Origin of the sequence: Methylogaea oryzae (assembly GCF_019669985.1) — a bacterium.
Taxonomy (GTDB): domain Bacteria; phylum Pseudomonadota; class Gammaproteobacteria; order Methylococcales; family Methylococcaceae; genus Methylogaea; species Methylogaea oryzae.
The window spans coordinates 2974512-2990047 of sequence record NZ_AP019782.1; the positions used below are offsets into that span (position 1 = coordinate 2974512).

Here is a 15536-nt window from a genome sequence, read left to right on the forward strand (position 1 = left end):
GCTTTCACGGTCGCGACGGCTAGGGCCTTACCACTCGATTTTGTCGATATTATCGAAATCGATGGTGCCGTGGCCGGTGTCGATGGAGCCGGACATGTCATGGCCTTCGATGGAGCCGTGAGCGGAGCCGTCCGCCACCTGCTGGCCGTCGATTTCCAGCGTCCAGCCGCCGTGGCCGCCGGGCCCGCCCACCATGTCCACCTCGATCACGTCGGTCCAACCGCCGCCGGCGCCGCCGTCGACCGCGGCTTGCCCCTGGAAGTCGCCGAAGACGAAAAGGTCGCTGCCGGCGTCGCCGTACATCTGGTCGTTGCCGTCCGACCCGTACAGCGTGTCGTTGCCGTCGCCGCCATGCAGGGTGTCGTTGCCGGCATCGCCGTGCATCCAATCGTTGCCCGCGCCCCCGTCCAAGGTATCGTTGCCGCCGCCGCCATAGATCTGATCGTTGCCGGCGCCACCTTCGATCGTGTCGTTGCCGCCTTTGCCGTCGATCAGGTCGTTGCCGTCGGTCCCGGTCAGGTTGTCGTTGGCGCCTTTGCCGCTGTCGACGCCGTCGATGGTGTGATCGGCCGTTCCGGCGGTGCCCGCGCCGGCCGAAGCGTCGCCGCCCTGGCCGTCATTGCCTTTCGCGGAACTGTCCTCGCTGCCGGCGTTTTCCGCGTTGTTGTTGCCGCCGGAATTGCCCGGCGCGTCCTGGTCGCCGTTGCCGTAGCCGTTGTTGGCATGGCTGCCGCCGCCGTCGTTGCCCTTGGAGGAACTGTCCCCGCTGCCGGCGTTTTCCGCGTTGTTGTTGCCGCCGGAATTGCCGGGGGCGTCCTGGTCGCCGTTGCCGTAGCCGTTGTTGGCATGGCTGCCGCCGCCGTCGTTGCCCTTGGAGGAACTGTCTCCACTGCCGGCGTTTTCCGCGTTGTTGTTGCCGCCGGAGTTGCCCGGCGCGTCCTGGTCGCCGTTGCCGTAGCCGTTGTTGGCGTGGCTGCCGGTTTGGGCCGAACCGTCGCTGGTCGGCGACTTCGCGCTGCTGTCGTCGTGGCTGTTGCCACCCTTGCCGTCGTGATCTTTGTCTTCGTGATCCTGTTGGCCGCCGCTCGAATGGCTGCCCGGCGACTTCGCGCTGCTGTTGTCGTGACTGTTGCCGTCCTTGCCGTCGTGGCTATTGCCGTCCTTGTCTCCATGACCTTTGTCGCCATGATCCTTACCGCCGTCCTTGCCCCCGCCGCCGGAGCCGTCGGTGGGCGATTTCGCGCTGGTATCGCCGTGCTTATTGCCGTCCTTGTCGTCACCACCCTGATGGCCGCCGCTCGGCCCATGGGCGGCGCTGGTCGGCGAGGTGGCACTGCTGGGGCTCGTCGGAGACCCGCCGTTGGTCGCGCTAGTCGGCGACGTGGCGCTACTGGGGCTCGTCGGCGACCCGCCGTTGGTTGCGCTGGTCGGCGACGTGGCGCTGCTGGGGCTTGTCGGCGACCCGCCGTTGGTCGCACTGCTCGGCGACGTGGCGCTGCTGGGGCTCGTCGGCGACCCGCCGTTGGTCGCGCTGGTCGGCGACGTGGCGCTGCTGGGACTCGTCGGCGACCCGCCGTTGGTCGGACTGCTCGGCGACGTGGCGCTGCTGGGGCTTGTCGGCGACCCGCCGTTGGTCGCGCTGCTCGGCGACGTGGCGCTGCTGGGACTCGTGGGCGACGCCGCATTCGTCGCGCTGGTCGGCGACGTGGGGCTGGTGGCGGTCGTCGGCGAAGTCGGATGCGTCGCCTGCTGGGTGGCCTGGGTCGCGTGGCTGGCTTGGCCGGCCATGGTGGGCGTGGTGGCGCTCGTCGGCGACGTGGGACTGGTGGGAGACGTCGCACTGGTGGCGGCCGTCGGGGACGTGGGCGAAGTGGCCGTCGTCGGCGTCGTGCTGGTCGTCGCCGTTGTCGGCGTGGTGGGACTTGTCGGCGTGGTCGGCGTGCCGGCCTCTCCGCCGTTGCCGTGGCCTATGCCTTCGTCGCCGGCGGCGGCGGCATGAGCCGCCTGCGGCTGGGGCGTCGCCCCGGCCGGCTCCTCGCTCCTGGGCGACGGCTCCTGCTCGAAACCCAGCGTCGCTTCGCTGAGCGGCGTGGATACCCCCGGCACCGCCCCCTGGCCGCCGTCGCTGGAGGTATTCTGGGGCGCCACGTCGACGCCGTTGCCGACTTCGTCCCTGGCCTCCGCCGCCCCCCGTCCGGAGGCGCCTTCGCCCAGGTTATCCCGCAATATGGCGCCCTCGCCGCGCACGTCGGTTTGCAGGTTCTCGTTGCCGCTGCCTTCGACTTGCTCGGGCGTTCCGCCGACCGTTTCCCCGCGATTGGACTGGTCGCCTTCCTCGCCGCGGGAAAGCACGGTCAAATCGTCGAACAACTGGGCTTCTTGCTGCTGACCGTCCGCCGCTTGCGCGCCGGCGCCGCCGTTGGGGTTTTCGTTTTCTTCGGCCATGACCTTCTCCCGTCGCCTATGCGGATTGCTATAGGGTGATCGTAGTCACGCCGCGGGCTTAACGCCAGACATCCAGAAGTTATAGGTCGCGCTAGGGCGGCTTAAGCTTGCCCTCGAAGCGCCGCTGCAGTTCGCTCCACGATGCGGCATCGATCCTGGCGCCCGACACATCGATCCATTCGACCCGGCTCGCATCCAGGGCCAGCAACGGCGCGGCGTCGACAATGGGGTTGGCCGACAGGTCGATGCGTTTCAAGGCGGTCAAGCGCTCCAAACCGGCGAGGGACTCGATGCCCATGGCCGGGCAGCGCAACTCTTCCAGTTCGTCGATTTCCTTGCCCCGGTAGCGGTCGGCCAGGCATTGCGCCAGGCCCCGGTTGCCGTAGCGCAGCGCGTGCGCGTCAGGCTCTTCGTGGGCGGCGTAATAACGCCGGTGCTCGTTCATGGCCCGCGCCGCGTCGGCGCTTGCCGCGTCGCCGCAGACGCCTTGCGAACCGCAGCGGGGATCGCGCAAGCGCGGATTGGAAAACAACGGCAGGCTGGAATGGCCGTCGCCATTGATCTCCTGCATGAAGCCGCCCACCATGATGGTGCCGAACTCGCCCGGCTGGGGTTGCTTGTCGCACACGCCCTGGGCGTAACCGTTGGCGTAGGGGGTCAAGGCGGTGCTGTGCCCTTTGCCGGGCAGACAGGCGTCCACCAGGGCGCCGTGATTCAATCCCAGCAAATGCCCCAGCTCGTGAGCCAGGGTGTGGGCGCCGCAGGCGATGTCCAGCACGGCGAAAGCGCGGCGGGTGTCGGCGATCTCCGCCACGGTTTTGTTGACGGCGTAGCCCCGGCCGCAGCCCCGCTTGCCGTGCAGCATCAAGTCGTCCAACACGGCGAAGGTGTAATCCGCGCCGAATTCGTCGGCTTTGGCGAACAACGCTTCGAAACCGCCGCGCTCCCCTTCCATGTCGGCCAGAACGGCCAGGGCGTCCCGATTGGCGATGGGAGCGAACTCGATCTGCACGATTTCCGCCGCCAATTCGACCTGGCTGTCGTGCAGGTAGGCGTTCAACTGCTCCGTATAGCCGGCCAGCTTCGCTTCGGTCGCGCCACGCTGGGCGGCGGATTGGGCCAGACGGTCGCTGACGACGAAGCGCAGGCCGATGGTTTCCGCGTCCGCGACGCCCAGCCACGACGCCGCCAACAGCGCTATCCAAACCGGCCGGCTCACGTGGTCGCCGCGCGCGACAGGGTGAATTCGGCGATGGCCAAGGCGCGCTTGCAGCGCAGGCTTTGCTGCGGGCGATCCAACAGCACGCGGATTTCCTTGGTGAACTTGATGAGGCCCACCAGACCGATCCAGTGAGGCAGGTCTTCCCGCTCTTCCGCCGTCAGCGGGCTACGCTCGGCGTAGTGGCCGATGAAAGCGTCGAAGCGGGCGAAGTCGGCCAAGTGGATGTATTTCTCCGCCAGGGAAAACTCGAACGCGCCGTCCACCACGTCCGCCATGCGCGGGCCGTAAAAAGCGTTGTTGAAATCGAAAAAACGCGGCTCGCCGCTGTCGGCCACGATGACGTTCTTGGGCGTGACGTCGCCATGGTTGTGCAGCGCGGCGCTGCGGGCGAACCAGCGGGCGCGGTTTTCGCCGGGAAAGCAGTGCATCGCCACCGGAGCCAGGGCGGCAAAGGCTTTCGCCACTTCCGGGGAATGCCCGCTGTTCTTTTGGTAGTTCTCGAAGGCCTTCAGCCACATCATGCAGGTGTCGTCGTAGGGAAACGACGTGTCCAACGCCAGGGGGCGCTCCATCTGCACGCGATGGACGTTCGCCAAAGCGGGAGCGATGCGCTCCAGGGCATAGTCCGGGCGCTGCTGCACCTTGCCGGGAATGCGCTCGAACAATAGCGCCGGGAACCCCTCGACATAACCCTCGACGCCCTCCGGCACATGGCGGATACCGGCGGTGGGAATGCCGCGCTCCTTGAGCTGCGCCACCAGCTTTTCCTCGTAAACCGTATGTTCGGCCACCCGGTTGCTGGCGTAATTGCCGGACACTTTGAACAGCTTGAGCACCCAGGCTTGGCCGTCGGCGAAAACCTTGTACAAGGCGTTTTCGGTGGACACTTTCATCGATTCCACCGCCACCTGCCGGAAACCGTGCAACGCCGCCAGCCGCTGGCCGATGCGCTGCTCCTCCTCCCCGCGGTAGACGATGCCGTCCCGCGCCCGGTCGTAGAACAGCTGCGCCTTGAATTTGGCGAGGAAAGCGTCTTTTTCCTCCCGATGCCCCCTGGAAGGGAAATACACGTAGGCATCCAGCAAATGATGGATGAAAGGAATGTGCGGATAACGGCTTTTCCATTCGTCGGCGCCCGCGGCCAGGGGAATCTGGCCGACGTGGTAGATGGCGCAACGGTTGGAGGCTTCCGCCACGTAAAAATCCCAGGCGGCGGGAATATCGTCCTCCCGCTCGGGGTCGATTTCCACCAGGATGTCGACGTCGGAACCCAGCTTGGCCAGCTTGCTGTGGACAAAGGGAGCGCTGTAGCGCCCCATGTCGCCGCGCAAGGCCGACCCCATCAAATGGATCTTGTCCACCGCGGCGTAAGCCGCCACGTCCCGCATCAGCGCCTCCCGCACCTGCTTCGCCAGCGCCGCCTGCTCGGGGGCGGGCAACACCTGCTTGTGCGGCTTGACGAACCCCAGCTGCGTGCCGTTCAGCAACGCCGACCAGGCGCGGTAGAGCTTGTCGGCGCTGGCCTTGCCGGTTTCAGCCGACGGGTTGTAGGGAAAGATCACCTGGCGGTTGGCCGGCGCGTAAAGCCAAGTTTGCGGGTCCGTATCCACCTGGCGCGCTTCGCCGGCGTTGACGGCAAAATAGAAGTCCAGCGCTTGGCACTTCAGCTGGTTCAGCTCGTCCACGTCCATGGCCTTGCCGAACTGGGCCAGGTAATCCGCCAGGCGCGTCGCCGATTTGGCGCCGCGCAGCCGCCGGTAATCCTGCGCCGTGCGCTGCGGGTCGGGGCGCACGATCACGCTCAAGCGCGGGCCTTGGTAGCGTTTTTCGACGGCTTCGTCTTTTTCCACGGCAAAGCCGATGTACTGGAAAATGTCGCGGATTTTGGGGATGTGGTATTGCGCCACGGCGATGCCCAGCACTTCACCCGGCACATTGCCCGCATCCAGCAGATAGTCCACTTCGTTGGCGTCCAGCAGCTCCATCACCTCTTCGTAACTAGAGGCGTAAGGCCCGTCCACATCCACCGCAGCGAACAGGCGGGCGATCTGGCGGAACTCGTCCTTGTCGATGAGGATTTTGTAATTGCGGTAGTGGAAGTGGTAGCCGTCGCCGCATTCCTCCAGGGAGAAGCGCTGCGGGTGGTACTTGACCTCGTGCTTCAGGCGCGACTCGGTCCAAATGCGCACGTCGTCCTGGTTGGCGTTGGCCAGCTTGCCGTCCTGGTAATTCTTTTCCCGGATGATCCCGAGCAATTCCCCGGACTGCTTGGCGAAAGTGTCGGCGAAATCCTCGAACTCGCCCCGGCTCAGCTCGATGCGCAGATCGCGGTAATGGATATGGATGTTTTCTTCCATGTCGAGGAAGAAATTGCGGTGGCGCGGTTTGCCGAGGATGTTGCCGCGATAGAGAACTTTCTTGATGACGCCCATGGATGATCCTTAGCGTTAGCGCTCGTGGAAAGAGCGCGTGACCACGTCGATGACGGGCTTGGAAAGGTAGGCCAACACGGTCTTCTCGCCGGTGAGGATTTCCGCCTCCACCCCCATGCCCGGTTGCAGCAGGTTGCGGCCGGGGGTTTTGCCGACGTAGGGATGATCCAGCGTCACCCAGCCGCGATAAAAGGTTTGGTTGCTGTCGTCGGTGGTGCTGGAAGCGGCCACGCGCTTCAAGACGCCGGTGGCGAAACCGTAGCGGGAGTAATCGAAACTGAGCACCTTGAGATTCACCCGCTGGTCCGCTCTGACGTAACCGATGTCCTTGGGCTGGATGTGGATTTCCGCCTCCAGGGGCATGTCGTCGGGCACGATCTGCATCAGCACCGCGCCCGGCTGGATCACCTGCCCCAGGGTGAGCACCTTCAGGTCCTGCACGTAGCCGCGATGGGGAGCGGTGATGACCAAACGATGCACCTTGGCCTTGAGGTGCTGGATGGACTCCTCCACCTCGGCGATTTGGGCGCGCACCGAGCCCATTTCGTTGAGGGCGTCGTGGCGCAATTGGTTGATGGTGTCCTCGCGGCGGTTGAGGGTTTCCGCCAATTCCTGCTGGGAAACGCCGATATCCTCCCGGATGCGGGTTACCTCGCTGTCCGCCGTCACTTTGGCCCGCAGCGTTTCCAGCAGGACGGTGCGCTTGACCAACTGGCGGGCGGCCAGGTCTTCGCGCATGCGCACCATTTCCCCGGTCAGCGCCTGGTGCTGCTTGGCGGCGGCCAAAGCGGTCTGCGATTGGGCGATACGCTGTTTACGCTGCTCGATCTGGCGATCGAGTATGGACAGGGTGGAGTCGCGCGTGGCGATCTGGTTGCGGTAAATCGTCACCTGGTCCGCCAGCAAATCGGCGTATGGCCCCGCCAAGGAGCGGAAATCCGGCTCGCGCCCGTCGGCGAAGGCGCTGAGCCGCTCGGCGCGCAGCTTGAGGGCGACCAGGCGCGCCGCCGTCTGGCGCAGCTCCGCCTGGGCCTGGCTGCCGTCCAGGCGCAGCAGCACCTGGCCTTCCTGCACCAGCATGCGCTCCTCGGCCAGGATTTCCTGCACCACGCCGCCGTCCAAGTGCTGCACCGTCTTGCTTTTGCCGATAGGAATGACCTCCCCGGGCGCCCTCGCCACCTCGGTAACGTGAGTCAGGCTGGCCCAGAGGAAAAACAGCACGACGATCACCGCGCCCAAGCCCAGCATGGGGCGGATGAAGTCGGGGATGAACTCCTCTTCGATGTGCACGCTGTCCGCCAGCAAGTGGCGCTGACGGCTGCCCAGGCGAATGGGCGAATTTTCCGCGGCGTCCGGAGTATCCAGTGGAGGGGGCTGTTTACGCATTATTTTGGCGTCCCGGGAATCAACCTTCCCTTGATGCTGTCGAAAGGGCCCATGGCCGCGACGGAACCGCGTTCCAGGTAAATCGTAATATCGGCCAAGCGCATGTGGGCGGGGCGGTGGGAAACGATCAACAAAGTCGAGCGCCCGCGCAACCATTCGATGCAGCGCTGCAACGCCTGTTCGCCGGCCTCGTCCATGCCGGTGCCGGGCTCGTCCATGATCACCACCGGCGCCGGCTTGAGCACCGCCCGCGCCAGCGCCAGCCGCTGGCGGAAACCGTTGGGCAGCAATTCCGATTGGCTATTGGAAATGCGCGTGGCGAAACCGCGCGGCATGGACTCGATTTCCGTCCGCAAACCGGCCATTTCCGCGGCCCATTGCACTTCGGCCTCGGTGGCGGAAGGATGGGCCAGGCGCAAATTCTGGCTGATGGTGCCGTAGAAAATATCGCACACCTGCGGCATGTAGCTGATGCGGGCGCGCAGGTCGGCCACCGTCAGCTGGCGGATGTCCACGCCGTCCAGGCGGATGGTGCCCGCCTGCGGCACGAAAGCCCGGATCAGCAGCTTGAGGACGGTCGACTTGCCCGAGCCGTTGGGACCGGCGATCACCACCACCTGGCCGGGCTCGACGTTGAAATTCACCCCCAGCAGGGTGGGGTCGGCGTCGTGCATATAACGGAAGGAGACGCGGGAAAAGCCGATAGCGCCCAGGGAAGCCGGACGAATGGTCTGGTGCACCCCGCCGTCCCCTTCGATGGCCAAGCGCATCAGGTTTTGCACCTGCTGCATGCTGGAGCGGATCTTCACCATGGACGTGGCGGCCAGAAAAAGATTCTGCATGGGACTGATCAAACGCCACACCAGCATCATGGTGGCCATCATGGTTCCGCTGCTGATTCCGCCTTGTATCGAACTGAGCGCGGACACCACCAGCACCGAAAACCCGGACAAGCTGCCCACCACTTGGGCGGAACCGCTGAGGCGCGAATGCACCTGGGCGTCGAGATAGTTGGCCATGACCGCCTTGCCGCTCAAGTCGCGGTAGCGCTCCACCCAGATAGCGCGGCTGCCGGTGCCGCGGACGGCGTTCATCTGCGTCAGCGCTTCGTCGAGAAATTCCGCGCGCAAGCTAGAGGCCTGGGACGATCGGGCGATGGCCCGCTCGCTGACGCCCCGGGTGGCCAGGCCCAGCAGGAAAAACACCAGGCCCGAGCCGAGCACCGCCAGCAGCGCCCAGGGGTTGATCGCGCCGATGGCAGCCACCATCAGCAGGTTGGCGGGCATGTCGAAGGCGATCACCGCCAGGGGGCCGAGGAAAAAATCGCGCATGCTTTCGAAATTGCGCAAACGCCCCACTTGGCGGCGCACCGACACGTTGCCGGTAGCGCTGGCCGGCAAGTTGATCACCCGGCTGAACACGCTGGTCCCGACGATATAGTCGGCCCGTCCGCCGGTGTGGGCGATCACCCGCCCGCGCAGGCTGCGCACGTGGAAATCCATGGCCAGCACGATCAATACGCCGAACAGCAGGTAAGTCTCCATGCGCACGTCACCCGCCGGCAAAATCCGATCGTAGACGCTACGGACGAACAACGGCGGAGCCAAGGCGAACACGGTGTTTAGCACGGTCAGGACGAAAGCCAGGACGATGTGGCGGCGGAAGCGCCGCAGCAAAGCGCCGAAAAAATTGGTTTCATGGCGCGAGAGGACGGTAACCTTCTCCTGCTCCTTGAAAACATAAACCCGTCCGGGACCGGCGTCGGCCGGCAGCGCCGTCTCGCCGGCCACGCCGCTGTCGAAACAGCGCACGCGTCCGTCCGGCAACCGCTCCAGGACGACCTTGGCCGGCGCCTTCTCGGGAACGAACAAGCAGGGCATCAGGCGGGGATCGAGCCCCGCCAGGGTGCCGGCGAAATCGTAGGGCGGCATGCCCAAATTGGCCATGGTGGCGCACAGGCCGGAAATGTCCAGGCTGCGTTGCATATGCGGCATGGCCACCATCAGCTGCCTGGCGCCGCCTTGCCAGCCGATGGCGCGCAACAGCGGCGAGACGCACAGGGACAGGTCCGACTCTTCGTCGTAGTGCTCGCGGATGATGGTGGAAAAATCGTCCGCGGGGGGCGGCCTATCCCTGACGGCAGACCCGGCGTTTTCCGTATTGGCGGCGGCGAACGAAGCGGCGGCGAATCCCTCCACCAGCTTGCCGTCGGCGATGCGCAGGGTGCGGTCGGCGAGTTTGTGCCAGGAAGGGCGGTGGGTGATGAGCACGACGGTGCAACGGCCCTTGAGCTGCTTCACGTACTCCAGCAAACGCTGGTCGCCTTCCATGTCCAGGGAGTTGTTGGCCTCGTCGAACAGGATGACGCTGGGATTTTTCGCCAGCACGCGAGCGATGGCGATGATTTGCCGAACGCCGGTCGGCAAGCTTTCGGAACTGGCCTCCCCCAGCGGCGTTTCATAACCCAGCTTCATGCCGGCCACCAAGCGATCCAGTCCCAGCTGCGCGGCGATGCCCAGGGCGATCTCTTTCCGGTCGTCCTCGAACATGGTCATGTTGTCCAACAGCGTGCCGGCGATCAACGCCCCCGTCTGTGGCAACAGGCCGATTTCCCGTTGCACGCTGTCGGCGCAAAACTCGCTCAAGCTATGGCCGTCCGCCAGGACTAGCCCCTCGTCCGGCTGATTCATGCCGTTCAACAACGACATCAGGCTCGACTTGCCGCTGCCGCTGTCCCCTTGGATGGCGATGCATTCGCCGGCGCGTATGGTCAAGCAGAGGTCGTCGAAAATCGGCGCTCCCGCTTTGCGCCGCAAGGTCACGTTGCGCAACTCCAATCCGCCGCGCACCGGCGGCAGGGCCGGCTTGGCCGGGTCGTCCACCAGGGGCATATCGGCAATTTCCTTGAGGCGGGCCTGGGCCGCCACGAAGGACTGGTAACGGGACCAGATGGTCAAACCGCGCCGCAGCGGCTGCAGGGAGCGCACGGCCAGCAACATGCAGGCGGCCAGTCCGCCGGGCGTCATCTGTCCCGCCAGCACGCCCAAGGCGCCGGCGAACACGATGCCGACGATCATGATCTGGGAAAACAGCGTCCCCATGGCGGAGGCCATGGCGCTGCCGTAGGACATGGTCTGGCTCATTTCGGCGTTGGCCGCCTGCAAGCGCTCGTGGCGGCGCTCCATCTGCGCCTCCATGGCCATGGTCTTCACCGAATGGATGCCGGACAACACCTCCACCAGGAAATTGTGGCGCCGGTCGTTGGCGATATGGCGGTTTTCCACATGGCGCTGCAACCAGGCGCCGAAGCGGGCGATGGCGTAAATGAAAATGCTCAGCAGCGTCCCGGGCACCAGCACCAGCCAACCGCCGATGGTGTAGATCATGGCGAGAAAGATCAGCACGAACGGGATGTCGAACAGCACCAGCAGCGCCTGGCCGGAATAGAACTCGGCCACCCTGGCCGTGGCGGCGATGCGCTCGGCGTGAGCCCCCGACTCCTCCTGCTGCAAGCGCTGCAAGGACACGCGCATGAGCCGGTCGAGGGCTTCCACGCTGGCCTTGTGCTCGAAACGGGCGCCCAGCCAACCGGTCACCACGCCGTTCACCTCGCGCAGGATTTCCTCCATCACCAGGGCGAAAACGGCGCCGATAGCGAGGATGGCCAAGGTTTCCATGGATTGGTTGAGCACCACGCGATCCATGATTTGCAGGATTGCCATGGGCAGCGCCAAACCGAGGACGTTGTACAACAAGGCCGCCAGGGCCAGCACCGGCAGCACGCGCCGCAGCTCCGGCGAGCGGAACACGTCCAACAGAGGCGAATCGCGGAACGACTGCAACGGGAAACGCGGCCACGCCATCATTCGACTCCGGACTGCTCCACCGCCAACCGCAGCAAAGGGTGGGCGAAACTCAAGCCGCCCTGCTCGTCCCGCGACAACACGCCCCCGGCCGCCGCCTGCTCGATGGCGTAGCGCAAGGCCTCCGGCGTTTCCCGCAAGGCGGCGGCGATTTCGGCCTCGCCGCAAGGCGTCGCCGCGCGAGCCAACTGGCGCAACAGAACGCGGTCCAGGCCCAGGCTATCCATGCGGGCGCCGATCACCACGCGCAAGGCCAACGGCAAAGCGCCCTCCCCGCGGTGGCGGGCCAATTCCACGGCGAACAACGGCACGCCGGCGGCTTGCCGCGCCACGGACGCCGCTTGGTCGGCGTCCTGCGAACAGGGCAGTTGCGCCACCAGCGCCTCCATGGCCTCCAGGGGCAAACGCCCCAGCTTGAACTGAGCGCTGGGCCGCGCCGCCGATTTGGGGAATTTGCGGGCGGTCACGACCACCAGCTTGCCCTGGGCCCGGGCGGCCTGCTCGGTCAGCCGGGCCAGGGCGTCCGCCGCCAGCAGGTGGCCGTCGTCCACGATCACCGCAGACGGAGGGCGGCGGGGCGCGGCGGCTAGGCTGCGCGACAAGGTCTGCGGCCCGCAGGGGATGCCGTCGGGAAAGCGGTACAAGCCGCTCAGCCGGCTCTCCGGCTGGCAAACGAAATGCTGCGCCTCGCCGCCGAGCGAACGGCAGCGCTCCGCCACGTGGCGGCACAAGCGCGACTTGCCCATGCCGGTTTCGCCCTCGATATAAACCAGCCGGCCATGGCCCTGGGCCGCTTCGGCCAACAGGTCTTCCAGGCAGGCCAGCTCCTCGTCCCTGCCGGCCAGGGGCGGCTCGCCGCCGCCGGCCGGCCACGGCAACCGCTCCACCGCCTCGAAGGACAAGGCGGACAGGGTGAAGCCGGTGGCGCCGGGCCCCAGCACCCGCAGGAGATTCTCCGCCGCCGCGCCCAGCACGATCCGACCGGGCGCCGCGCCGTCCGCCAGATCCCGCGACTGGGCGATCACGCTGCTCGCGACCGCCTCCCCGGACCAACCGCCGCGCCGGTGCATGCTGGCAATGGCGAGCCCCGCCGTCAGTCCGCCGCGCAAGCCGGCGCGCGCCTCGGCGCATTCGGCCAGCGCGTCGAACGCCGTGCCGGCGGCGCGCAGGGCCTTGTACACGTCCTGCTCCGTGGCGCGCTGCAAGCCGAAAATCAAGTCGCCGGCGTTGTCCTTGCGCGCCAGGAACAGGGCGTCGTGCTCGAAAGCAAACGCCGAAAGCGTTTTGTGCAGCAAACCCACGGCGTCCGGGGACGCGTTGCCGGGCAAGCCGAGGCTCAACACCACGCAAGGCCGCCGCTCCAGCAGGCCGTCGATCACGGGAGGACGCTCGGTCGGCGCTTCGGCCGCCAAATTCAGCCCTTGGGACACGGCCATGGTGCGGTTGCGCACGTGGAGTTTTTTGAACAACGCCACCACGTGCTGCTTGACCGTGCCCAAGCCGATGCCCAATTCGTTGGCGATTTCCTTGTTCACCTTGCCGGCTTTCAGCAATTCCAGAATTTGCCGCTGGCGCGGGCTCAGCTCGGGCTGGTCGCCCGCCCGGCTCAGGGCGTTCGCCATGGCAAGCCCGTCAAACGGCTCGCGGCCCGTGCTCACGACGCGCCCCCCCGCCGATGGCGCTTGTGCTTGGACCTGCCGCGCTTGTGCCGATGGGCCGACGGTTCCGCCTCAACCGCCGCCGTCCCATCGGCGCTTTCCGGCAACGGCAAGGGATCGCCCGCGTCCGGCGCGACCGCTTGCTCGGAAGGCGGCGGCATGGACAGCGCCGCCGATTGCGGCAACGCCTCCGCCGAACCGACGCCCGCCGCGTCCACGCTGTCCGCTTGGCGATTCCGGCGCGAATGCCTGGAGCGGCGCCGCTTGCGCTCGTGGCCGGACGGTTCGGCTTGGCCGGATAGTGTTTGCTCGGCGTCTTGCGACGGCTGCGCCGCGCCGCTGTCGGCCGGCGCCGGAGCCGCCGCGGCGGATTGCGCGGGCGCCTGTCGCGGCGGATCGGCAAGCGGCGATGGCTGCGGCGGCTTGTCGGCCAGCGCATCGCTGAACTCGTCGGCGCTGGAGGACACCACCCGGCAGCGTACCAGCTTGCCGTTCAATTCCCGACAGAAGGCGGCGGCTTGCTCGGCGTCGGCGAAACGGGACACGAACAGCCGGTACCAAGCGGCGCGCTCCTGCTCGTCCTGTTCCACCCGCCCCTGCAAGCGCGGCAACAGCACCCGGCCCGCCATCAATTGCGGGAAACGTTGCTGCAAATCCTGCCAGGCGTGGCTCACGCCGCTGCGGTCCTGCAACCCCGCCAGCTCCACCAACCAGTATTCCTCGTCGTCCACCGGCTCGCTCCAGTCGATGCCGGCCGCGGGCGCCGCCGAGGCGGAAGCGGCGACGGCGCCATGGGGACGATCCCCGTCGCCCGGCAAGGCGCCGCCCTGCGGCACGCCGCCGCCCAGCGCGTTAAACAAGGCGATCACGCCTCGATAACGCTCCATGCGGACGCGGTGATACTCGTCCAGATTGCGGTGATAAGTGCGTTCGGTATCGAGCAGCGTCAAAAAATCCAGGTCGCCGACGCCGAAGGAGTCCTGGCTGGCCTGCCAGGCGCGCAACGCCGCCTCGGTGGCCAATTGCTGGGCCTCCAGCCGCTTGCCGTTGTTGTGTACATTGGCCAGCGCGTCTTCCGTTTCGCGCACGGCGGTGTAGATGACGCGCATATAGGTTTCCACCAACTCTTCATGCAGAGCCCGCGCGAACGCCACTTCCTGGGTGCGCTTGCCGTTGTCGAAAATCGTCGCCGTCAAGGTGGCGGCCAGGTTGTAAATGGCGCCGTAGGGCGTCACCAAGTGCCCCAAGGCCAGGATGCCCCACCCGGACTGCGCGTTCAGGTCGAGGGGCGGTAACACGCGGGCGCGCGCCACGTCGACGTCCGCATCCGCCGACAACAGGCGCGCCTCCACCACCCGCACGTCGGGCCGCCGCAGCAGCAGGCTGGCCGGCACATCCGCCGCCACGCCGGGAAAGGACAGCGAGTCGATGCCGTGGTCGGACAGGGCCAGCGAACTCGGCGTGACCCCGAGCAACAGCGCCAAGGCGTTGACCGCGTTTTCCCGCTGCAATTCCAAGCCGGGGATCGTCGCCTGAACGACCAGCACGGCGGCGCGTTGCTGCTCCAGCTCGATGACGGTGGCGTCGCCCACCGCCAAACGCGCGCTGACGGCGTCGAGCAGGGCCTGCAAGGCGGCTTCCGTTTCGTGGGCGACGCGGAGGCGATCGTTCAGGGAAAGGTATTCCACATACTGGCTGGCCACGCTGGCGATCAGGGTGCGGCGGGTATCGTCGCGCTGATAGGTCGCGCGCCACATTTGCATTTCCGCGGAATCGGACTGGGCGCTGAGCTCTCCCCACAGATCGACGCGCCAATCGCCGCGAGCGCCGCCCTGCACGTATTGGCGATCCTTGGCGGTGCCGAATCCCGTCGCCGAGTTGATGCCGTTGGAGGGAGAGTCGTGATGCCCTTGCATCGGCGCGGTGATCACCGGGAATTGCTGCGCGTAGGCTTGATCGGCGCGGGCCTGGGCCTGGGCGATGCGCAGCACGGCGATGCGCAGATCCTGATTGTTGGCCAGGGCCTGATCGACAAGGCGGTTCAGCTCGTCGCTGCCGAGGGCGCGCCACCATTGGTCCAGCATGGCCGCCACCGGCGCGGCGGCCGCCGACCGTTCGTCTTTGGGCGGCGCGCCTTGCCCCGCCTGGGGTTTGGCCGCCTGCTTGAATTGTTCCGGCAGGGGCGCGGTGGGCACGTCGTAACGGCTGCGCTTGAGGGCGCAACCGGTCGACAGCAGCAGGGCCGGCACCACGAGCATGGCGAGCAGCGACGGCCTGGAGCTCGCCTTGAGCGGACGCTGCGGGCGGGCAATAACGGAAGGCGCCGAACATCCAAGCAGGCTGCTTTCTATAACGTTCCCCCTACCCACGTAGGACTTCCCCAGGACAAGCAAAGACTTAAGCTGGATACAGCAAAACCGATGCCACATTATCGGCGATCGACGTCCCACGACGCGCCAACCGCCGCGACCCCATCAGCGCACCCTTAACGTAGCGATTTTCCATTCGTAAACAATGGGTTAGATAGCCA

At 66.4% G+C, this 15536-nt stretch carries 7 protein-coding genes; all 7 read right to left on the reverse strand.

The features are described 5' to 3' along the window. Window positions 1-27: 27 nt before the first annotated feature. The 7 genes from K5607_RS13010 to K5607_RS13040 all read right to left on the reverse strand — a co-directional run bounded on the left by K5607_RS13010 (window position 28) and on the right by K5607_RS13040 (window position 15264). Window positions 28-2445 (reverse strand): calcium-binding protein, encoded by a 2418-nt coding sequence (locus K5607_RS13010; RefSeq protein WP_221047271.1) that lies wholly within the window; start codon window positions 2443-2445, stop codon window positions 28-30. A 91-nt stretch (window positions 2446-2536) separates the two neighbouring features. Then, complete coding sequence (locus K5607_RS13015) at window positions 2537-3664, reverse strand: zinc metalloprotease (RefSeq protein WP_221047272.1); 1128 nt, start codon at window positions 3662-3664, stop codon at window positions 2537-2539. Further along, window positions 3661-6099 (reverse strand): phosphotransferase, encoded by a 2439-nt coding sequence (locus tag K5607_RS13020; RefSeq protein WP_221047273.1) that lies wholly within the window; start codon window positions 6097-6099, stop codon window positions 3661-3663. The genes K5607_RS13015 and K5607_RS13020 overlap by 4 nt, the downstream gene beginning before the upstream one ends. A gap of 15 nt (window positions 6100-6114) precedes the next feature. Next, a complete protein-coding gene (locus K5607_RS13025) occupies window positions 6115-7485 on the reverse strand; it encodes an HlyD family type I secretion periplasmic adaptor subunit (RefSeq protein WP_221047274.1) in 1371 nt (456 codons plus the stop codon). Continuing rightward, on the reverse strand, window positions 7485-11348 hold the full coding sequence (locus K5607_RS13030; RefSeq protein ID WP_221047275.1) for a peptidase domain-containing ABC transporter: 3864 nt from the start codon (window positions 11346-11348) through the stop codon (window positions 7485-7487). Before K5607_RS13030 ends, K5607_RS13025 begins: the two co-directional genes overlap by 1 nt. Further along, window positions 11348-12970, reverse strand: a complete 1623-nt coding sequence (locus K5607_RS13035) for a helix-turn-helix domain-containing protein (protein ID WP_221047276.1) — start codon at window positions 12968-12970, stop codon at window positions 11348-11350. Before K5607_RS13035 ends, K5607_RS13030 begins: the two co-directional genes overlap by 1 nt. 32 nt (window positions 12971-13002) lie before the next feature. Next, the gene (locus tag K5607_RS13040) at window positions 13003-15264 is read right to left on the reverse strand and encodes an efflux transporter outer membrane subunit (protein ID WP_221047277.1); all 2262 of its coding nucleotides are present in this window, start codon (window positions 15262-15264) and stop codon (window positions 13003-13005) included. Window positions 15265-15536 lie beyond the last annotated feature (272 nt).